The following is a 20,550-nucleotide window of genomic DNA, read 5'->3' as shown; positions in this document are numbered from 1 at the left end:
CCGGGCCAAGTAGCATCCGGGCGTGTCCACCAACGAAACCGCCGATCCGGAAGCAGCGGCACCATCGGGCAACGCTCGTGCGGCGGCAGCGTCGGGCAAAGCTCTTGCGGCGGCGGTGGACTCGACGTCGCTCTCCCCAGCCGACCGGGTCTCCCCGACGTGGACCGAACCGCTCGGCCGCAAGGCCGGCCGGATCATCGGCGGGCCGCTGGGCAGGCACGCGCAGGTGGGGCGGCAGTGGTTCTGGACGCCGTTGCGGGTGATCCTGTTGCTGGCGGTGCTGACGCTGGCGGCGGCGTGGCTGTTCAAGGCTCCCTGCCAGGTCACCTACGACACGACCAGCGGGCCGCAGCTGGACTGGCGGAACAGCAAGCAGTACACCGCCATGTGCTACACCGACATCATCCCGCGCTACGGCATGGGCGATCTCGCGCCCGACAACGCGTTCCCGTACAAGACGGGCTGGGTGGAGAACCAGGGCACGCCGCAGGAGAAGACCCGGTACATGGAGTACCCGGTGCTGACCGGGATCTTCCAGTGGGTCAACGCGCGGGCCGCCGACGGCTGGGCGACGCTGGCCGGTTTCGGCTGGTTGCCGGGCGGACTGCTCAGCGTCCTGTACTTCAACATCACCTCGTTCTGGCTGGCGGCGGCCTGGTTGGTGACGATCTGGGCGCTGGTTCTCCTGGCCCGCAGGCGGGTCTGGGACGTCGCGCTGGCAGCGGTGTCCCCGCTGGTGTTCGCGCACGCCTTCACCAACTTCGACACCCTCGCCACGGCGCTGGGCACCGCCGGGTTGCTCGCGTGGGCGCGACGACGACCGGTGCTGGCGGGCGTGCTCATCGGCGTCGGCGGCGCGGCGAAGCTCTACCCGCTGTTCTTCCTCGGCCCGCTGCTGGTCCTGGCCTGGCGGGCGGGCAAGCTGCCCGACGCGATGCGGGCGGTGCTGGCCGCCGCCCTGTCCTGGCTGGCGATCAACGTGCCGATCCTGCTGGCCTACCCGGACGGCTGGGGCGAGTTCTTCCGGTTGAACAGCTCGCGTCCCGCCGACCCGGACTCGCTGTACAACGCGCTGATGTACTTCACCTCCTGGGAGGGCTTCGACGGTCACCTGGCGCCGGGTGCGACGCCGGTGGTGCTCAACGCGGTGAGCCTCGGCCTGTTCCTGGTGGCCTGCCTGGCGGTCGGCTGGCTGGCGATGGCCGCGCCGACGCGGCCGCGGGTGGCGCAGCTGTGCTTCCTGGTGGTGGCGGCGTTCCTGCTGACGAACAAGGTGTGGAGCCCGCAGTACTCGTTGTGGCTGGTGCCGCTGGCGGTGCTGGCGCTGCCGCGCTGGCGGCTGCTGCTGTCCTGGATGATCATCGACGCCGCGGTGTGGGCGCCGCGCATGTACTACTACCTGGGCACGGCCAACAAGGGGCTGCCGGAGGACTGGTTCCTGGGCGCGGTGCTGGTCCGGGACGCGATGGTCGTGCTGCTGTGCGCGCTGATCGTCCGCGAGATCCTCGACCCGGCTCGCGACAAGGTGCGCACCGCCCTGGCGACGCGGGGCGAGCACGCCGGCGGCATCGACGACCCGTGCGGGGGAGTGCTCGACGGTGCTCGCGACCGGTTCGTGTTACCCGGTGTCGCTCGTTGGGGGCAACGGACGGTCGCGCTGACCCGGGGAGCTCTAGCTTCGAGGCGCTGATCCGCTCGTTCTCGTGGAGGTGCTTCGCAGATGCCCGGTCGCACGCTGACCTTCGTTCTCGCTGCCGCGGCGGCAGCCGTTCCCGTCACTGCGGCGGCAGCCGTTCCCGTCACCGCGGCGGTGGCGGTTCCCGCCGCGTTCGCGGCTACCGCTTCGGCCGCTCCGGCTCCGGCCCCGGCCCCGGTCCAGGTCCAGCTCGGCGACGCCCGGTGCCAGGACATGTCGGCGCTGGTCGGTTCGATGCCGATGCTCGCGGCGGCGTTCCCCGACCCGGCGCACACGCCGTCGGTGGAGTACCGCATCACCGCGGCCCCGGACGCCCCGACGACGCCCTACGCGGTGAAGGTCAACGGCGAGACCAAGGGCTCCGGCTCGGTCGGTGCCAAGGGCCTGGTCCTGGCGAGCACGCCGCTGCCGAACAACGCCCGCAGCACGGTCGAGGTCACCTCCGGGGACCAGCTCCTCGCCACCCGCACCTACACCCCCGCTTGCTAACCACACCCCACCACCGGCTCGACTCCCGCTGAGGTCCTCCTCCGCCGAGAGTGCCGTCCCCGGCTGTTGGACAGTTCTAGCCATATTCGTCCGGACAAAACGGGCATTGATCATGGTTGATCATGGCTAAAACTGCCCACACGGCCGGGGACGTCTCCGGGAGGGGTCAGGGCTCGTCCCTGAGGTCCCGCGACGGCGCGCGGCGCATCGTGGGGGCATGACGACGATGCACCAGAACAAGTCCCTGTCCCGCCCGAAGGACGAGGCGATGATCGCCGGGGTCTGCGCGGGCCTCGCCCGCCGCTTCGGGATGCGACCGACGACGGTCCGGATCCTCTTCCTGGTCTCCTGCCTGCTGCCCGGACCCCAGTTCGTGGTCTACCTCGTCCTCTGGCTCCTCATCCCCAAGTCCTGAGCGCCCGGGGCTTCCTGACCAGCACTGCCCCGACCCGTCACCGGGTGGCGTGGGCGTCGAGGATGCAGGCGATGGCGCTGGTGATCTTGGTGGCGAAGGCCAGGTCGAGGCTCTCGTCCGGGACGTGGGCGTTGCTGTCCGGGCCGAGGGCGCCGGTGACCACGAACTGCGCGTCCGGGTACGCCTCGTGCAGCAGTCCCATGAACGGGATCGAACCGCCCAGGCCCATCGTCCGCCAGCCCGCGCCGAAGATCTCCTCGCTCGCGACGTCCAGCGCGCTCGACAGCCACGGGGCCGGGTCGGGGGCGTTCCAGCCCAGTCCGGCCTCCGAGTGGCCGAAGGTCACGCGAGCGCCGTAGGGGACGTCGGCGGACAGCTTCGCGCGCACCGCGTCCAGCGCGGCCTGCGGGTCAGCGGTCGGCGGCACCCGGAAGCTCAGCTGCAGCGTCGTCGACGGCCGCAGCACGTTGCCGGCGTCGGCGGGCTTGGGCAGCCCGTCCGCGCCGATGATCGACAGCGTCGGTCGCCAGGTGTTGTTCAGCGCCAGCTCGACCTCGTCATCGGCGACCGGCCGCACGCCCTCCGGCCACGGCACCGAGTCGCGGATCATGCCGGGCACGGCCTCGACGGCCGAGCGGGCCTCGTCGATCCGGTTGGCCGGGATGTCCACGTTGAGCTCCGGAACCAGGATCTCGCCGGTCGCGGAGTCCTCCAAGCGGTCCAGCAGCTGCCGCATGATCCGGAACGAGCTGGGCGCGATGCCGCTGGCGATCCCGGAGTGCAGGCCGGAGTCGAGCACCTGCACGGTGACCTCCAGCTGCACCATGCCGCGCAGCGAGTTGGTCAGCCACATCCGCTCGTAGTCGCCCGCGCCCGAGTCCAGGCACACGACCAGCGACACGGCGCCGAGCCGGTCGCGCAGGTGCTCCAGGTAGGCGGGCAGGTCGGGGCTGCCGGACTCCTCACCGGTCTCCAGCAGCACCACGCAGCGCGCGTGCTCGCCGCCGTGCGCGCGGACCGCCTCGATCGCGGTCACCGCCGCGTAGCCCGCGTAGCCGTCGTCGGCGGCGCCCCGGCCGAAGAGCTTGCCGTCGCGCACCACCGGCGTCCACGGGCCCAGGCCCTCCGACCAGCCGCCGACCGGCGGCTGCTTGTCGAGGTGGCCGTAGAGCAGCGCGGACTCGTCCGGCGCCCCGGCCGAACCGGGCACGTCCACCAGCAGCAGCGGCGTCCGGCCGGGCAGCCGGACGACCTCGATCGCCGCGCCCTCGATGCCCCGGCCGTCGATCCACGCCCGCACGTGCTCGATCGCGGCGTCGAGGTGCCCGGTGGTCTCCCACTCGGCGTCGAACGACGGCGACACCGCGGGAATCCTCACCAGCTCGGACAGGCTCGGCAGAATCGCCTGGTCCCAGGCTTGGTCAACGGTCTTGGCAACAGCAGCTCGATCCACGAGCGCGATCCTATGCCCAACTGGTGGGACGCGTCCGGACCTGGCGCGAGTCGGTCAGCTGCCCGACGCCGCCGCGCCGCCCGCGACGGTCACGGCGGTGAGCACGGCCGTGGTCTGGGCGATGACGTCGCGGACCGCACCGCCCAGCTCCTCGCCCTTGCTGATCTCCTTGAGCCGCTTGCGCTCGGCCTTGTCCAGGCCGAGGTGCGTCTGCAGCCCGGTGGCCTGCACCAGCGCGGCCAGCATCGCGAGGCGCTCGTCGAGCTGGACCTCGTTGCGCGCGGCGGCCCGGATCCGGGCGGCCAGCGCGTCCCGCGTCCCCGGATCGGGGGTGAAGTGGTCGTAGGGGATGAACAGCGCCTTCCGCCGCTCGCGGCGCATCAGCCCGCGCTCGACGAGCGCTTCGGCGTGCCGCTCGCGGGCTTTGCGGCGGCTCTGGATGAACGTCGTCGCGGCCAGCGGCCTGCCCTTCGGTCCCGCTTTGCGCTGCACGAAATCGACGGACTCGTCGATCCAGGCGGTGCCGGTGGGCGCCGGGTCGAGCACGGTCAGCTTCTTGTCGGTGAGCGCGAAGCGCTCGGTGAGCACCAGCTCGCCCAGCTCGGCGGCGCCGGTGTGGTCGGCGGTGGCGTAGTAGGAGCCGCGGGGCTTGTGCAGCAGCAGCACGAACTCCTCGGGCAGGCTCAGGTGCGTCATGAGCGCAGTGTGGCACCGGGGGTGCCGGGATGGTGGCTGCTCTGTTCGGGTCACGGTCACCGGGGTGGGCGGTTGTCGTATTCCCGCAACGGGAGCGAGGGCGGACCCAATATCGGTACCGCAATGGTCCGGAACTCGTTAGTCGGTCCTCCATTAATTCGATGACCTGCGAATTCGCACTGTCCTCAGAAGAACTAACGTGACCGCACGGGAGTTGATCGCTCGCCGCTGTACCGATCCACTCCCTGTGGCAGGGCTCACGGATCACGGGGTTTTCGTGCCAGGATGACGAGGAGCGATCCACCGCTCCGCTCGGCCGACCGGGTGACCCACCAGGTCACCGGCAGGCCGGCGGGGCAGCCGATCAGCACCGCCACAAGCGGTGACATCGGCGCGACACGAGGAGATCACACATGTCCCCCGAGCAATGGACGTCCTCATCCGGCGAACCGCCCGCGAAGCGCACCGACCTCCCTGCCGCAACCGCAGCCAAGCCCACACGGGAGCAGGTGATCGCCGGTTTGCGCGCGACGAGTGAAGGTGGGGCTGACCTCGTTCAGCTCCTCACCCCGGAAGGTCAGCGGGTCCAGCACCCGGACTTCGACATCGACATCTCACCCGAGCAGCTGCGCGACCTCTACCGGGACATGGTGCTGGTCCGCCGCGCCGACCGGGAGGGCAACGCGCTGCAGCGCCAGGGCCAGCTCGGCATCTGGGTGCCGCTGCTGGGCCAGGAAGCCGCCCAGATCGGGGCGGGCAGGGCGCTGAAACCGCAGGACATGGCCTTCCCGAGCTACCGGGAGCACGGCGTGGCCTGGGCTCGGGGCATCGACCCCACCGAACTGCTCGGCATCTTCCGCGGCACCGACCACGGCAGCTGGGACCCCACGAGCACCGGGTTCCACCTGTACACGATCGTCATCGGCAACCAGTGCCTCAACGCCACCGGCTACGCGATGGGGCAGCGCTTCGACGGCAAGGTCGGCGATCCCGACGGCGAGGCCACCATGGTCTTCTTCGGCGACGGCGCCACCAGCCAGGGCGACGTGCACGAGGCGATGGTGTGGTCGGCCGTGTACGACTCGCCGGTGGTCTTCTTCTGCCAGAACAACCAGTGGGCGATCTCCGAGCCGCTGGAGCGGCAGACCCGAGTACCGCTCTACCAGCGCGCCAGCGGCTACGGCTTCCCCGGCATCCGGGTGGACGGCAACGACGTGCTGGCCAGCCTCGCCGTCTCGAAGTGGGCGCTGGACGAGTGCCGCAACGGCAACGGCCCGGTGCTCATCGAGGCGTTCACCTACCGGATGGACGCCCACACCACCTCCGACGACCCGACCCGCTACCGGATGACCGACGAGCAGGAGGCCTGGAAGCTCAAGGACCCGATCGAGCGGCTGCGTGTGCACCTGATCCGCGAGCACGCCGCCGACCAGGAGTTCTTCGACTCCGTCGACGCCGAAGCCGACCAGCTCGCCGAGCGCTTCCGCGAGTTCTGCTTCACCATGCAGGAGCCGCCGCCGGAGCGGATCTTCTCGAACGTCTACGCCGAGGAGAGCCCGCAGCTCGCCGCGCAGCGCGAGGAGTACCTGTCCTACCTGGCCGGATTCGCCGACGAGACCGTGGCAGGAGGTGTTCGCTGATGGCCGCGCCCGCTCTCGAACGCCCGACCACCCCGTCGGGGACCCAGACGGTCACCATCGCCAAGGCGCTGAACATGGGCCTGCGCGCGTCGCTGGAGCGCGACCCGAAGGTGCTGATCATGGGTGAGGACGTCGGCAAGCTCGGCGGCGTCTTCCGGATCACCGACGGACTGCAGAAGGACTTCGGCGAGCACCGCGTGCTCGACACCCCGCTGGCCGAGTCCGGGATCATCGGCACCGCGATCGGCCTGGCCATCCGCGGCTACCGGCCGGTGTGCGAGATCCAGTTCGACGGGTTCATCTTCCCCGGCTTCGACCAGATCATCAGCCAGCTCGCCAAGCTGCACTACCGCAGCCAGGGCAAGGTCAAGATGCCGATCGTGATCCGGGTGCCCTACGGCGGCGGCATCGGTGCGGTCGAGCACCACTCGGAGTCGCCGGAATCGCTGTTCGCGCACATCGCCGGCCTCAAGGTGGTGTCCTGCTCGAACCCGGTGGACGCCTACTGGATGCTGCAGCAGGCCATCGAGTGCGACGACCCGGTGCTGTTCTTCGAGCCCAAGCGCCGCTACTACGAGAAGGCGGAGCTCGACACCTCGATCGACCCGCTGCCGCTGCTGAGCTCCCGCGTCGCGCGGTCCGGCTCGGCCGTCACCGTCGCGGCCTACGGCCCGATGGTGCGGACCTGCCTGGACGCCGCGGCCGCGGCGTCCGAGGACGGGCTGGACCTGGAGGTCGTGGACCTGCGCGCGCTGTCCCCGCTGGACCTGGGGCCGGTGTTCGAGTCGGTGCGCCGCACCGGCCGGTTGGTGCTGGTCAGCGAGGCCCCGGCGGAGTCGTCGGTGACCTCCGAGATCGCCACCCGGGTGCAGCAGGAGTGCTTCTACTCGCTGGAGGCCCCGGTGCTGCGGGCGACCGGGTTCGACACGCCCTACCCGCCGTCGAAGTTGGAGGAGGGCTTCCTGCCCGACCTCGACCGGGTGCTGGACGTGGTCGACCGTTCGCTGGCGTACTGAGGGGAGTTCATCGATGGCGCTCAAGAAGTTCCCCCTGCCCGACGTCGGTGAGGGGCTGACCGAGGCGGAGATCGTCGGCTGGAAGGTGCAGGCCGGCGAGAACGTCACCGTCAACCAGGTGATCGTGGAGATCGAGACCGCCAAGGCCTCGGTGGAGCTGCCGTGCCCGTGGGCGGGCACGATCCGCGACCTGCTGGTGGAGCCGGGCCAGACCGTGGAGGTCGGCACGCCGATCATCAGCATCGAGATGGCCGGTGCCGAGCCCGAACCCGAGCCGGAACCGGAACCGGAACCGCAGGAGACCTCCGGCAAGATCGGCGAGGAGTCCAACGGCCGGATCGCCACGCTCGTCGGCTACGGCCCGCGGACCTCGTCGGCCAAGCGGCGTCCCCGCAAGGACCGGGTCAACGGCACGGCGACCCACGGCACGGCGACCCCCAACACGGACACCGGCACGGACACCCGCGGCACGGCCACCGCCGCGCCGCCGGAACCGCGGGCTCCGCAGGTCGAGGAGGTGCGCGGCTCCGTTCCGCTGGCCAAGCCACCGGTCCGCAAGCTGGCCAAGGACCTCGGCGTGGACCTGCGCTCGCTGGCCGGGTCCGGCACGGGCGGCGTGATCACCCGCGAGGACGTCCAGACCGCGGCCGCCCCCGCGGCACCGGCGGCCACCCCGTCCGGTGCGCGCGAGCGACGGGTGCCGATCAAGGGCGTCCGGAAGGCGACCGCGCAGGCGATGGTGGACAGCGCGTTCACCGCGCCGCACGTCACCGAGTTCCTGACCGTCGACGTCACGCCGATGATGGAGCTGCGCGAGCAGCTCAAGTCGGACCCGGCGTTCCGCGGCGTGAAGATCACGCCGCTGGCGTTCGCGGCCAAGGCCATGTGCCTGGCCGCCCGCCGGACGCCGGACGTCAACGCGACGTGGGACGAGGCGGCCGGCGAGATCGTCTACAAGGACTACGTGCACCTCGGGGTCGCCGCGGCCACGCCGCGCGGCCTGGTGGTGCCCAAGGTCCGCGACGCCGACGGGATGTCGCTGCGCGAGCTCGCCGAGTCCCTGGAGCAGCTGACCAACACCGCCCGGGACGGCAAGACGGCCCCGGCCGACATGGTCGGCGGCACGATCACCATCACCAACGTCGGCGTCTTCGGCGTCGACACCGGCACGCCGATCATCAACCCCGGTGAGTCCGCGATCCTCGCCTTCGGCGCGATCCGCGACATGCCGTGGGTGGTCGACGGCCAGGTGGTGCCGCGCAAGATCTGCCAGCTCGCGCTGAGCTTCGACCACCGGGTGGTCGACGGTCAGCAGGGTTCCCAGTACCTCGCCGACGTCGGCGCGCTGCTGGCCAACCCGAGCCTGGCCTTCACCTACTGATCCGCGCGAAGGGCGCCTCCGGGAGTTCCCGGGGGCGCCCTTCTCACGCGCGCTCGAAGACGCGAACGCCCCGGTCCGGGGTCCACGAGGTGATCACCAGGTGGGTCTGGTCGTCGGCGACGGCGGTGGTGACGACCTCGGTGATCGCGCAGCGGAACAGGTGCGCGTCGGACTGCGGCGGCCCGGCCTCGGCGACCCAGGCGGCCTGGTCGTCGCCGGTCACCTCGGTGGCCAGCCCGGAGATCTTGACGTCCGGCTCGGTCATCGTGCCGTCGCCGGGATTGGTGTGGATCGCGAACCGCCCGTCGCGCTGCAGGTCGCGGGCCTTGCGCGCGCCCGGCATCGAGCCGAGCACGAGCTCGTCCCGGTACCAGCCGACCTCGCTGCCGCTGACCCGCGGCGATCCGTCCGCGCGCAGCGTCGCCAGCACGTGGTGCCGCGCGGATTCGAGTCGTGCCCGAGCGGCCTCGGCCAGCTCAGGTGCTTGTTCGGTGAATTCCCGCCATCCGGTCACGCCGACCAGGCTGGCACGGGTGTCCGACAACCTCAGGACAGCCGAACGGCCCGCGCCATCCCCCCGGATGGCGCGGGCCGTCGGTCAAGTCTGGTCAGTTGCCCTTGCGGCGGCGCCCGCCTCGGCGGCCTCCGGACGTCTCGGAGCCTGCGGAACCGGACTCCGAGGTGGTGGAGCCTGCCGACACGGCGACGGGTTCGGCCTCCTCAGCAGGGGTCTCCTGCACGGCCTCCTGGGACTTCTGCTCGTCGTACTCGCGGAGAAAATCGAACGCGTGCTTGTCGAAGTCGTGGATGTCGATCTCCGGCAGCTCGCCGAGCTCCTTGTTGATCTCTCGGAAGATCGGAGTCTCCGCCTCAGGCGTACTCAACTTCTTCACCGCTTCGCCCTCCCGTTCGTCATCGAAGCGTTGGCCGAGCCGAGCTCTCCCCGCAGAACTCGTTCGATGCGCTCCGGGCCGTCGGCCCTTCACTCATCGGTGGGACGCGGACCGGTGCTCATCCTGACGCATCGGTCTGCGATTCATCCAATCGGACGAATGCCGTTGCACCTGTCCACGCACATGGTGCATCAGCGATCACGATCCAGCGAGATGAACCGATCTCACAACGCGGCCAGGCTGCATACTGCCCTCTACCGAATCAACACCGGTACCGGTTGTGCAATTCCGCACCGTGTCATATGCCACTGACCTGCGGTTAACCCTGCGAACAAGTTGATCTGCTAGGGCAATCACCGGGGAACGCGCGAACGGACCGGGCTCCGCTGGGGGTTCGGGAGCGCGGCCCGTCCGCTTGGGCCCGGGTCGTCGTGGGGGGCTTTCCGGCGACCCGGTGTCTGGTGCGCGAGATTCACGCCTTCGGGATCTGGAACAGCTTGGGCAGGTTGACGGCGAAGCCGATGTCCCCGGCGAGTCGGACCCGTCGCGCCATGACCAGCTTCGGCGCGGTGGTGTTCCCCGAGGTCAGCTGGAGGAAGTCGAGCGGGGTCATGGTGATGGTGACCGTGGGCGAGGCGTGCTGGGCGCCCTTGGTCACCTGGCAGCGGCCGTCGGCCAGCACGCACTCGAAGTGCAGCAGGTCGTCGCCCTTGCCGATCCGCCAGTTCACGACGGCGTGGCTGCGCTTGGCGTGTTCGGGCTGGTAGTGCTCGCCCATGCGCCGGAAGATCTCGTCGAGGATGCTCTCGCGCAGCGCGGGTTCGGCGAGCACGGCGTTGAGCTGGTCGACCGACGATCGGGAGATCAGCCGGGCGAACTGCTCGGGGGTGAGGGAGCTGAGGTCGAGGCCGCCGGAGGTGGCGGTCTCGGAGGCGGCGCGCAGCAGGCGGACCAGCTCGGCCTTGTCGATCGAACGGGGATCGACGCTGCCGAGGGTGGCGATCGGGTCCGGTGGGGATTGCGGCAACGCTGCCACCTCCATTGGTTACTGGGGAGTAAGACTACGTGCGAGTAGGTTGGCGGGCAAGCCGCACAGACTTGAGTCGCTCCACTAACCTGAGGCGAATTACCAGCGTATGAGGTGAGATGGAAGAACATCGGGACAGCGAGCGCCCCCGGTCCCGGCGCCTGCCCAGGGAGGTGCGGGAGCGTCAGATTCTCGACGCCGCCGTGGAGGTGTTCGCCAAGCACGGGTTCCACAACGCGTCGATGGACGAGATCGCCGAGACCGCGAGCATCTCGAAACCGATGCTCTACGCCTACCTCGGTGCCAAGGACGAGCTGTTCATCGCGTGCGTCCGGCGCGAGGCGGCGAAGCTCGTCGAGGCCATCGGCGCCGACATCGGCGAGACCGCGACCCCTGCCGATCAGCTCTGGCACCGGCTGCACATGTTCTTCGACTACGTGAAGATCAACAAGGCCGGGTGGCAGCTGCTGCACCGCCAGGGCGACGTGCCCGGCGAGCCCTACGTCCAGGAGCTCTCCGAGTGGCGCGCTCGCGCCACCGACCTGATCGCGGCTCTGCTGGCCGAGGCGACCACGGACTCGCCCCAGCCGATGCAGTCCGAGCAGACCGAACCCTTCGCCGCCGCCCTGGTCGGCGCCGGTGAGGCCCTGGTCGAGTGGTGGTTCCAGCACCCCGACTACACGGCCGAGGGCATGGCCATGCGCCTGATGAACATGCTCTGGCTCGGCTTCGGAGAACTCGTCGAAGGCCGCTCCTGGTTCCCCACCTCCGAAACCCCCACCCCCTCCTGATCCCTCCGTCAAGAACCCCGGTTCTCGCGCGATGAGAACCGGGGTCGTCGACGTGGGACAGGTCGTCAGGCCGTGACGGAGCCCGTGAGGTGGGGTTTTCCGGAGCGGGAGTGGAGGGCGAAGTCCCAGCCCGCGGCGGTCCGGCGCATCGTGAAGTCGGCCTTCGACGGCAGCAGCAGCGGCTTGGCGAAGTCGACGTCCACGGTGAACGCCTCCGGCAGACGTCCTTCCAGGGCCGCGAGGCAGCGGGCCTTGGACCACATGCCGTGGGCGATCGCCTTCGGGAAGCCGAAGGCCTTCGCCGTCAGGGCGTGCAGGTGGATCGGGTTCCGGTCACCGGAGACCGCCGCGTACTCGCGGCCGAGACCCGCGGGCACCCGCCACGTTCCCGAAGCCGCGCCCGGCTCGATCTCCCGGCGCGGCTTCTGCGGCGCGCTCTCGTCCCGCTTGCCCACGCGCAGGTAGGTGGAGGTCTCCCGCCACACCACCTCGCCGTCGACGCTGGTCTCGGTGACCACGTCGAACTGCTTGCCCTTCGGGTGCGGTCGCAGGTCGGCGACCTTGACCACCTGGGTCAGCTCGTCGGTCACCAGCACCGGCCGGTCCTGCTGGATCCGGTTGGCCACGTGCACCAGCCCCACCAGCGGGAACGGGAACCCCTTGTCGGTCATCAGCTGCACCGACGCGGGGAACGACAGGATGTGCGGGTAGGTGATCGGCAGCTCGTCGCGCAACCTGAACCCGCAGACCCGGTTGTACTCGGCCAGCTCCACGGGGTCGACGGTGATCCCGCGCCGCACGTACTCGGTCTCCGGCAGCTCGCCGCCGCGGCGGGTCGGGCCGGTCGCGGCGGCCTTGAGGTACAGCGGCCCCAGGCTGGGGGCGGTGGAAAGTTCCGGCATCGTCCCTCCAGACCTCAGGCGCCGAGCAGGCTCTGGCCGCAGACCCGGACCACGTTGCCGTTCACCCCGGCCGAGGCGGGGTTGGCGTACCAGGCGATGGTCTCGGCGACGTCGATCGGCTTGCCTCCCTGCGACATGCTGTTCATCCGGCGACCGGCCTCCCGCACGAACAGCGGGATCGCGGCGGTCATCTTGGTCTCGATGAAGCCCGGCGCGACGGCGTTGATGGTGGCGCCCTTCTTCGCGGCCAGCGGCGCGGTGGACTGCACGTGCCCGATCACGCCCGCCTTGGACGCGGCGTAGTTGCCCTGGCCGACGTTGCCGGCGATGCCGCTCATCGACGACACGCAGATGATCCGGCCGCCCGCGCGCAGCGGCGAGTCCTCGCTCAGCAGCTTCTCGTCGATCCGCTCCTGCGAGGTCAGGTTCACCGCGAGCACCGAGTCCCACTGGGCCTCGCTCATCCGGCCGATCGTCTTGTCGCGGGTGATGCCCGCGTTGTGCACCACGACGTCGAGGCCGTCGTACCGCTCGCTGAAGTGCTCGGCGAGCTTGGCGGGGGCGTCCTCGGCGGTGATGTCGAGCTGCAGCGTCGAGCCGCCGATGCGGTTGGCGACCTCGGCGAGCTCGCCGCCCTGGGCGGGCACGTCCAGGCAGACCACGTGCGCGCCGTCGCGGGCCAGGGTCTCGGCGATGGCCGCGCCGATGCCCCGGGAGGCGCCGGTGACCAGCGCGATCTTGTCCTGCAGCGGGCGGTCCTGGGCGATCTCCGGCACGTCGGCCTGGCCGATGCGCACGACCTGGCCGGACACGTAGGCGGACTTGCCGGACAGCAGGAACCGCAGCGTGGAGTCGGTGGCCTTCTCGGCGCCCTCGGCGACGTAGACCAGCTGCGAGGTGGCGCCGCGCTTGAGCTCCTTGCCCGCGGTGCGGGTGAAGCCCTCCAGCGCGCGCTGCGCGGTGGCCGCGCGCGGGTCGGACAGGGTCTCGGGCTGGGTGCCGAGCACGATCAGCCGGCCGCAGCGGTCGATCTGGCGGATGGCGGGGCCGAAGAAGTCGTACAGCTCGCGCAGGCCCTGGCTGGAGGTGATGCCGGTGGCGTCGAAGACCAGCGCGGCGTAGCGCTCGTCGTCGGCGCGCTCCTTGCGCACGTCGGCGCCGACGTCCTGCAGCGTCGCGTTGACCGAGTCGGCGAGCCTGCCCGAACCGCCGAGCAGCACCGGCCCGGCGATCAGCGGCTCGCCCGGCGTGAAGCGGCGCAGCGGCGTCGGGTCGGGCAGCCCCAGCTTCTTGACGAGCTGGCGCCCGAACGCGGACTGGGTGAACTGCTGGTATCGATCGGACATCTCTGGACACTCCCGAGGAGGCGGTTCATGAGGGTTCGGACACGAAGTCGCACGGTCACTCGACGGCTAACTTACCCGCGGGTAGGTTAGATTGGCCAGGAACGAACCAGCAACGAGGGAGTAGGTATGGCCACCGTTCGGCGAGTCGCGATCCTCGGCGGCAATCGGATCCCGTTCGCGCGATCCGGCGGTCCCTTCGCTCGCGCTTCCAACCAGGACATGCTCACCGCCGCGCTCGACGGGCTCGTCGCCCGCTTCGGGCTGGCCGACAAGACCGTCGACGAGTTCGTCGCCGGCGCCGTGCTCAAGCACAGCCGCGACTTCAACCTCGCGCGGGAGACCGTGCTGGGCTCCCAGCTCGACCCGCGCACCCCCGCCCACGACGTGCAGATGGCGTGCGCGACCGGCCTGGAGGCCGTCGTCTCGGTCGCCAACAAGATCGCGCTCGGCCAGATCGAGGTCGGCATCGGCGGCGGCGTCGACTCCGCCAGCGACGCACCGATCGCCGTCAACGACGACTTCCGCCGGGTGCTGCTCAAGGCCAACCACGCCAAGACCACCGGCGCCAAGATCAAGGCACTGGCCGGGGCGCGGCCGCAGCACGTCGTGCCGGAGATCCCGCAGAACTCCGAGCCGCGCACCGGTCTGTCCATGGGTGAGCACGCCGCCAAGACCGCGCTGGCCTGGGAGATCACCCGCGAGGCCCAGGACGAGCTGGCCGCCCGCAGCCACCACCGGCTCGCCGCCGCCTACGACCGCGGCTTCTTCGACGACCTGATCACTTCGTTCCAGGGCCTGGCCAAGGACCAGAACCTGCGCGCGGACAGCTCCGTGGAGAAGCTCGCGAAGCTCAAGCCGGTGTTCGGCAAGGGCGAGGGCGCGACCATGACCGCGGGCAACTCGACCCCGCTGACCGACGGCGCGTCCACCGTGCTGCTCGCCAGCGAGGAGTGGGCCAAGGCCAACAACATCCCGGTGCTGGCCTACCTGTCGGACATCGCCCCGGCCGCCGTCGACCACGTCAGCGGCGACGAGGGTCTGCTGATGGCCCCGGCCTACGCGGTCCCGAAGCTGCTGGACCGCAACGGCCTGCAGCTGGGCGACTTCGACTTCTACGAGATCCACGAGGCGTTCGCCTCGCAGGTGCTGGCGACGCTGAAGGCCTGGCAGGACCCGGAGTTCTGCAAGAACCGGCTCGGCCGCGACAAGGTCCTCGGCGACATCGACACGGCGAAGCTCAACGTCAACGGCTCCTCGCTGGCCGCGGGCCACCCGTTCGCCGCCACCGGCGGCCGCATCGTCGCGACCCTGGCCAAGCTCCTCGCCGAGAAGGGCGAGGGCAAGGGCCTGGTCTCGATCTGCGCCGCAGGCGGCCAGGGCCTCACCGCGATCATCGAGCGCTGACCCGCTCTTCCGAAGCCCCACCCCCGCGAAAGCCCCCGGAGACCTCCCCCCAGGTCACCGGGGGCTTTCGCACCTCCATCACCCCGAATACCCCTCTCTAGCAAATCCCCAATACACCCGGATACTCCCCGAGGATGACCCGAATACGGCGGTAATCCGGCACCCGAATACGGCGGTATTCCGTGTCGTGGACGGATTACCGCCGTAATCGGGGACCCGATTACCGCCGTATTCGGGTCAAACCACCCGGGTGGGTGTCCTACCGGAGTGTTGAGGGAGAGGTCCGGAGTTCGGGTGGGAGGTGGCCGGGACCAACACGGGCTACCGGAATCTCGTCAAGTATCGAATCTGCGCTAGAGACGCGGATACAGTCCGAGGGTTATGGACCCGGTCCGCAACCCCTTCGCCCCCGGCGCCGGACAGCGACCGCCGGAGCTGGCCGGACGCACCCGCGAGCTGGACGCCTTCGAGGTCGTGCTGGAACGCGTCGCCCGAGGTCGTCCGGAGCGGAGCCTGGTGCTCACCGGACTCCGCGGCGTCGGCAAGACGGTGCTGCTCGGCGAGCTGCGCTCGATGGCGGTCCGCCGCGGCTGGGGCGCGGGCAAGGTCGAGGCCCGTCCGGAGGCCGGACTGCGGCGTCCGCTGTCCGCGGCCCTGCACCGCGCGATCCGCGACCTGGCCGTCCGGCACCGCGCGCCGGACCGGGTCGAGGAGGTCCTGGCCGTGCTCAAGGCCTTCGCGCTCAAGGCGAACCCCAACGACGCGAAGCTGCGCGACCGCTGGCAGCCCGGCATCGACGTGCCCGCGGCGGTCGGCCGGGCGGACTCCGGCGACATCGAGATCGACCTGGTGGAGCTGTTCACCGAGGTCGCGGACCTGGCCGCCGACGTCGGCACGGGCATCGCGCTGCTGCTCGACGAGATGCAGGACGTGCAGGCCGAGGACGTCTCGGCGCTGTGCGCGGCGTGCCACGAGCTGTCCCAGTCGGGCGCTCCGCTGGTGGTCGTCGGCGCGGGCCTGCCGCACGTGCCCGCGGTGCTGTCGGCCAGCAAGTCCTACTCGGAGCGGCTGTTCCGCTACGTCCGCATCGACCGGCTGGACCGCTCCGACGCCGACCGCGCGGTGATCGCGCCGATCGAGCGGGAGGAAGCCGAGATCACCCCGGACGCGCTCGACACGCTGTTCACCGTCTCCGGCGGCTACCCGTACTTCGTGCAGGCGTACGGCAAGGCGACCTGGGACGCGGCCGTGCGCACCGAGATCGCCGAGGAGGACGTCCGGCTCGCGGCGCCCGAGGCGGAGTCGGAGCTGGCGGTCGGGTTCTTCGGCTCCCGCTACGAGCGCGCCACCCCGGCCGAGCGCGAGTACCTGCGCGCGATGGCCGAGCTGGTGGAGGGCAAGGACGAACCCGCCCCCACGGCCAAGATCGCCGAGTACCTGGAGCGCCGCCCCTCCTCGCTCTCACCGGCCCGCGACGCGCTGATCAAGAAGGGCCTCGTCTACTCCGGCGAACGCGGCCAGATCGCGTTCACGGTGCCCCACTTCGGCCGCTACCTGCTGACCCAGGACTGAGGCGGGGACAGTTTTAGCCATAATTGTCCGGACAAAAAGGACATCGATCATGGGTGATTATGGCTAAAACTGTCCACTGCCCCGACCCGCTACCGCTCGATTCCGCTCTCTACCGGTGTATAGCGCAAGATCTAGAACCGGGTATACGGGGCGATGCGGGATGTCGGCAGGGGCGGTGAGATCGACACGGGTCGTGGGGGTGCGGCCGCGAAGGGTCGCCGGTACAGGTGATTCGAAGTGACCTAAGACACACTGCGGGACGTGTGTAACGAACGCTGGGTGGGTGTCGATATTCCTGATGACCCCGCGGTGCTGTCGGACCCCCGACCTGGCAGCATCGCGGGGCTTTCCAATTTCCGGGCCTCGTTCCCGCAGTTCCAGGCCGCCCGAGTTCCAGGCCGCCCGAGTTCCAGGCCGCCCTGAGCTCCAGGCCGCGCAGCGCCTGATCAGCCCTGCATCTCGTCCAGCACGAGGCCCCTGTCGTCCCAGCAGGTGCGCCGGACCTCCGCCGGATCGTTCTGGTCCGGTGCTCCGCCCAGAGCGGGAAGCTCGTCGAACAGCTCGCTCTGCCCCGAACCGCCGCGCGACCACCGGGCGGCCGGGTTCAGCTGGTCAGTCCTCCGGCGAACGGCATCTCCCGCCACTGCTCGATCGCGGGTTTCAGGGCGTCGGCGAGCATCGGCAGCTGCGGTACCAGTGCCAGGCACGACAGCGACCGCAGCATGCCGACGGCGTTGACGAACCGCAGCACCCGTTCGTCCAGCTCCCGCAGGCCGAGCGCGCGGGCGCGGGCGTCGTAGGAGGCTTCGCACTCCGGTCCGAACGCCGCCAGGTCCCATTCCGGCGGGCCCAGAGCTACCAGCTCGAAGTCCGCGTAGAGCTCGCCGTTCGGGGTCGGCACGATGTTGAACGGCGGGGCGTCGCCGTGGATCGGCTGCAGGTCGACGCCGAACTCCGCCTGGAACGCCGAGCGCGAGCGCACCAGCGGTTCCAGCACAGCCCACTCCCGACGGGCGCGGTCGAGATCGGCCGGATCCACCTCGCCGCCGAGGTCCTCCAGGGAATCGGTGATCATCTGCGGTTCGGCCGCCGACAGGAACGGCAGCTCGCCGGGATACCCGCGCAACGCGCGGTGCATGTCGGCGACCAGGCCGGCGTTGCGCGCGTAGTCGGGTTCGACGGTCTCCAGGATCTCGGTGAACTGCCAGAACGTCATCGAGAACCCGTCGCGCAGAACCGGTTCCCTAGGCACCAGCGGGCTCGGCGGGATCACCGGATGCCCCTGCTCGGCCAGCCACGCCACCACGTCGAGCTCCGTCCGCTGGCGCGCCGCCAGGGCGGTGACGTCGCTGCTCCGGGGCAGCACCACCGGCACCCGCACGACCACCGGCGCCGGTGCGAGGTGGACGACGACGGAGAACAGGTCGTGCAGCACCGTCGCCCCGCTCACGTCGAGGCCGAGGTCCCGGCCTGCGGCCACCGCCGCGTTCAGCGCTCGTGAAGTGCGATCCGATTCGTCCGCTCGCATTCCGCTGATGGTGCCGGGTGGCGGTGACCGGGGCGAGCGATTTTCCGAACAACGCCGTCAGCAGCACGAACGCGGCCGCCACGGCCGTCACCCACGACATCGCGGTCTCCAGCGGGTACCCGAGCGTGATGAGTCCGACCGCGATCGCCGGGCACCCGGCCCCGAGGTAGAAGGCGAGGTAGAGAGCCCCGGTGATCGCACCCCGCCGACCCGCGGGGGCGGCGGATTCCACGGCCCCGGCGGCACCGCCGTAGGCGAGTCCGTGCCCGATCCCGGCCGCGACGGCCGCGATCGTCGTGACCACCATCGACCCACCGCTGGTCAAGGCCAGCAGGACGAGGCTCGCGAACAGCGCGACCAGCCCGTGCCCCTGCGCCCGCACCGCCCCGAGACGCGGCACCAGAGGTTGAGCGGCGACCGAGCAGATCAGCACGGACCCCACCACGCAGCCCGACACTGCCAGGTCGGTGTTCCCGGCCCGGTCGAGCAGCACCGGGATCAACGAGAGGAACAACCCCACCGCGGTCCAGGCCGAGAACCCGCTCGCGGCCGAGAACCAGAAGATTCGACGCACCCCCACCGGAAGCCCCAACCGCACCACGCCGGACAGGAGCTTCGCGTCGAGAACCCCTGCATTCGCCGCGCGAGAACCGCGGTTCTCGACGCGAGGAGCGGTCAGGGCGGAGACGCGGAGCCAGGCGTAGCCGAGGAGGGCGAGGTGGAGGAGGTACGGGAGGACGTAGGGGGCCGGGGCGTGCTGGGCGAGGACGCCGCCCGCGATGGGGCCCGCGGCGGTGCCCGCGACGAAGGCGGTGCTGGCGAGGAAGGCGCCTCGGCGGGAGTTATCGCTAATCAGCACGCCTGCGGCGCCGGTGGCCGAGCCGAGCGCGATGCCCTGGGCCGCTCGGCCGGCCACCAGCCACAGCGGGCCGGAGGCGAGGGCGAAGCAGAGCGAGGCCACCGCGCCCGCGACGAGGCTCGCGCGCAGCACCGAACGCGGGCCCACGACGTCGGTGACCGGCCCCAGGAGTACCAGTGCGGGCGCGCTGACCAGGGCGAACGTGGCGTAGATCAGGGTCGTGGTCAGGTCGTTGAACCCGAAGTCGTGCTGGTAACCGGGCAGCAGCGGGCTCGGGAGGTAGGCGCCGACGGTGAGGACGACGAGGACGTAGAGGCCGGTGCGGACCGAGCTAGCGGGGGACGCCGAGGGGATCACGGTCTCCAGGTTGCCGACGGAAACCGCTGAAGAAAATCAGACGTTCCTTCATCAGATCGTGCAAAATGGTTGCATGATCGATCCTCGGCTCAAGGTGCTGCAGATGGTGTCCCACCACGGCACCGTCACCGCCGCCGCGGCGGCCCTGAACTACACGCCGTCGGCGGTGTCGTACCAGCTGCGCCAGCTCGCCGACGAGCTCGGGACCGAGCTGATCGCGCAGTCCGGGCGCGGCGTCAAGCTCACCGCCGCAGCGCGGACCGTGCTGCGGCACGCCGAGCTGCTGCACGCCCAGGTCGAGCGCGCCTACGCCGAGCTCGCCGCCGCGGCGGACGAGCCCAGCGGCCCGTTCACGCTGTGCGGCTTCTCCACCGCCGCCACCCACCTGCTCCCGCCCGCCGCGGCCGCGCTGCGCGAGCACTACCCGCAGGTCCGGGTCCGGGTGATCGAAGCCGAACCCGCTCGCTGCTTCGACCTGCTGCTGGCGGGTGAGGCCGACCTGGCGCTGGTGATCAACACCGCGGACCTGCCGCCGTCCGCGGATGAGCGCTTCGACCAGCAACACCTCGTCGACGATCCGCTGGACCTGGTCGTGCCCGCCGGGCACCGGCTCGCCGAGCGCTCCCGCGTCTCGCTCGCCGACGTCGCCGACGAGCAGTGGATCGTCGGCCGCCCGGGCAGCACGTACCACGAGCTGGTCCGCGCGGCCTGCACGTCAGCAGGCTTCAGCCCGAACATCGCCCACTACGCCGACGAGTGGGACACCGGAACGGCCCTGGTCGCGCACCACTTCGGGATCATCCTGGTCCCGCGCCTCGCCCGCCTCCACGACTGGCCGGTCGTGCGCATCCCGCTGCGCGGCGAACCCGCCCCGGCCCGCCGCATCCTCGCCGCCACCCGCCTCGGAGGCGCCCGGCACCCGGTCGTCGAAACAGCCCTCACCACCCTCACCACCACGGCCGCGACCCTCCTCCCGGCCCCGTGACCGGTGCGGGGGTTCCCGATCTCAATGGAAATCGGGGACCCGACTTCCCTTGAAATCGCGAGCCTCCGAGGGCCGGGTGGTCGACGTCATGAACCCGACC

General features: G+C 70.6%; 19 protein-coding genes. 10 read left to right on the top strand and 9 right to left on the bottom strand.

The genetic code is table 11. The features are described from left to right. Positions 1–115: 115 nt before the first annotated feature. From QFW96_RS21925 to QFW96_RS21915, 3 genes are all read left to right on the top strand, one after another. A complete protein-coding gene (locus QFW96_RS21925; protein ID WP_281457630.1) occupies positions 116–1,690 on the top strand; it encodes a glycosyltransferase family 87 protein in 1,575 nt (524 codons plus the stop codon). Between the two features lie 30 nt (positions 1,691–1,720). Further along, entirely contained in the window at positions 1,721–2,185 is a 465-nt protein-coding gene (locus tag QFW96_RS21920) for a hypothetical protein (protein WP_281457576.1), read from the top strand. Positions 2,186–2,402: 217 nt separating this feature from the next. After that, positions 2,403–2,600, top strand: coding sequence for a PspC domain-containing protein (locus tag QFW96_RS21915; RefSeq protein ID WP_281457575.1), 198 nt, complete (start codon positions 2,403–2,405; stop codon positions 2,598–2,600). A 37-nt stretch (positions 2,601–2,637) separates the two neighbouring features. On the opposite strand, the gene QFW96_RS21910 is transcribed toward QFW96_RS21915, so the two are convergent. Next, positions 2,638–4,053, bottom strand: coding sequence for a M20/M25/M40 family metallo-hydrolase (locus QFW96_RS21910; protein ID WP_281457574.1), 1,416 nt, complete (start codon positions 4,051–4,053; stop codon positions 2,638–2,640). Positions 4,054–4,107: 54 nt separating this feature from the next. Beyond that, positions 4,108–4,749, bottom strand: a complete 642-nt coding sequence (locus QFW96_RS21905) for a GOLPH3/VPS74 family protein (protein ID WP_281457573.1) — start codon at positions 4,747–4,749, stop codon at positions 4,108–4,110. Between the two features lie 413 nt (positions 4,750–5,162). Between QFW96_RS21905 and pdhA the strand changes: the two genes are divergently transcribed. The 3 genes from pdhA to QFW96_RS21890 are packed head-to-tail and all read left to right on the top strand — an operon-like array spanning position 5,163 to position 8,786. Beyond that, positions 5,163–6,389 (top strand): pyruvate dehydrogenase (acetyl-transferring) E1 component subunit alpha, encoded by a 1,227-nt coding sequence (gene pdhA, locus QFW96_RS21900; RefSeq protein WP_281457572.1) that lies wholly within the window; start codon positions 5,163–5,165, stop codon positions 6,387–6,389. Beyond that, entirely contained in the window at positions 6,389–7,405 is a 1,017-nt protein-coding gene (locus tag QFW96_RS21895) for an alpha-ketoacid dehydrogenase subunit beta (protein ID WP_281457571.1), read from the top strand. Before pdhA ends, QFW96_RS21895 begins: the two co-directional genes overlap by 1 nt. Before the next feature lie 13 nt (positions 7,406–7,418). Continuing rightward, positions 7,419–8,786: a dihydrolipoamide acetyltransferase family protein gene (locus tag QFW96_RS21890; protein WP_281457570.1), complete on the top strand. Its 1,368-nt coding sequence runs from the start codon at positions 7,419–7,421 to the stop codon at positions 8,784–8,786. A 43-nt stretch (positions 8,787–8,829) separates the two neighbouring features. Here the strand turns inward: QFW96_RS21890 and QFW96_RS21885 are convergent, their stop codons facing one another. The 3 genes from QFW96_RS21885 to QFW96_RS21875 all read right to left on the bottom strand — a co-directional run bounded on the left by QFW96_RS21885 (position 8,830) and on the right by QFW96_RS21875 (position 10,715). Then, positions 8,830–9,300, bottom strand: coding sequence for a pyridoxamine 5'-phosphate oxidase family protein (locus QFW96_RS21885; RefSeq protein WP_281457569.1), 471 nt, complete (start codon positions 9,298–9,300; stop codon positions 8,830–8,832). A gap of 94 nt (positions 9,301–9,394) precedes the next feature. After that, the gene (locus QFW96_RS21880) at positions 9,395–9,679 is read right to left on the bottom strand and encodes a hypothetical protein (protein ID WP_406688381.1); all 285 of its coding nucleotides are present in this window, start codon (positions 9,677–9,679) and stop codon (positions 9,395–9,397) included. Positions 9,680–10,151: 472 nt separating this feature from the next. Beyond that, a complete protein-coding gene (locus QFW96_RS21875; RefSeq protein WP_281457567.1) occupies positions 10,152–10,715 on the bottom strand; it encodes an SCP2 sterol-binding domain-containing protein in 564 nt (187 codons plus the stop codon). A 110-nt stretch (positions 10,716–10,825) separates the two neighbouring features. On the opposite strand from QFW96_RS21875, the gene QFW96_RS21870 reads away from it, so the two are divergent. Beyond that, a complete protein-coding gene (locus QFW96_RS21870) occupies positions 10,826–11,497 on the top strand; it encodes a TetR/AcrR family transcriptional regulator (protein WP_281457566.1) in 672 nt (223 codons plus the stop codon). A 65-nt stretch (positions 11,498–11,562) separates the two neighbouring features. Here QFW96_RS21870 and QFW96_RS21865 read toward each other — a convergent pair whose 3' ends face one another. Further along, positions 11,563–12,399 (bottom strand): MaoC/PaaZ C-terminal domain-containing protein, encoded by an 837-nt coding sequence (locus tag QFW96_RS21865; protein ID WP_281457565.1) that lies wholly within the window; start codon positions 12,397–12,399, stop codon positions 11,563–11,565. A gap of 14 nt (positions 12,400–12,413) precedes the next feature. Then, the gene (locus QFW96_RS21860; protein WP_281457564.1) at positions 12,414–13,745 is read right to left on the bottom strand and encodes a 3-oxoacyl-ACP reductase; all 1,332 of its coding nucleotides are present in this window, start codon (positions 13,743–13,745) and stop codon (positions 12,414–12,416) included. A gap of 126 nt (positions 13,746–13,871) precedes the next feature. Between QFW96_RS21860 and QFW96_RS21855 the strand changes: the two genes are divergently transcribed. Both QFW96_RS21855 and QFW96_RS21850 read left to right on the top strand, forming a co-directional pair. Further along, complete coding sequence (locus QFW96_RS21855) at positions 13,872–15,149, top strand: acetyl-CoA C-acetyltransferase (protein ID WP_281457563.1); 1,278 nt, start codon at positions 13,872–13,874, stop codon at positions 15,147–15,149. Between the two features lie 381 nt (positions 15,150–15,530). Then, complete coding sequence (locus QFW96_RS21850; RefSeq protein ID WP_281457562.1) at positions 15,531–16,721, top strand: AAA family ATPase; 1,191 nt, start codon at positions 15,531–15,533, stop codon at positions 16,719–16,721. Positions 16,722–17,325: 604 nt separating this feature from the next. Here QFW96_RS21850 and QFW96_RS21845 read toward each other — a convergent pair. Then, the gene (locus QFW96_RS21845; RefSeq protein ID WP_343231399.1) at positions 17,326–18,027 is read right to left on the bottom strand and encodes a phosphotransferase family protein; all 702 of its coding nucleotides are present in this window, start codon (positions 18,025–18,027) and stop codon (positions 17,326–17,328) included. Then, on the bottom strand, positions 17,966–19,465 hold the full coding sequence (locus QFW96_RS21840) for an MFS transporter (RefSeq protein ID WP_343231398.1): 1,500 nt from the start codon (positions 19,463–19,465) through the stop codon (positions 17,966–17,968). The genes QFW96_RS21845 and QFW96_RS21840 overlap by 62 nt, the downstream gene beginning before the upstream one ends. A 73-nt stretch (positions 19,466–19,538) precedes the next feature. On the opposite strand from QFW96_RS21840, the gene QFW96_RS21835 reads away from it, so the two are divergent. Continuing rightward, positions 19,539–20,450 (top strand): LysR family transcriptional regulator, encoded by a 912-nt coding sequence (locus QFW96_RS21835; protein WP_281457560.1) that lies wholly within the window; start codon positions 19,539–19,541, stop codon positions 20,448–20,450. Positions 20,451–20,550: the final 100 nt, after the last annotated feature.

Origin of the sequence: Saccharopolyspora ipomoeae (assembly GCF_029952525.1) — a bacterium.
Taxonomy (GTDB): Bacteria; Actinomycetota; Actinomycetes; order Mycobacteriales; family Pseudonocardiaceae; genus Saccharopolyspora; species Saccharopolyspora ipomoeae.
This window is presented reverse-complemented; position numbering and strand designations above follow the sequence as displayed.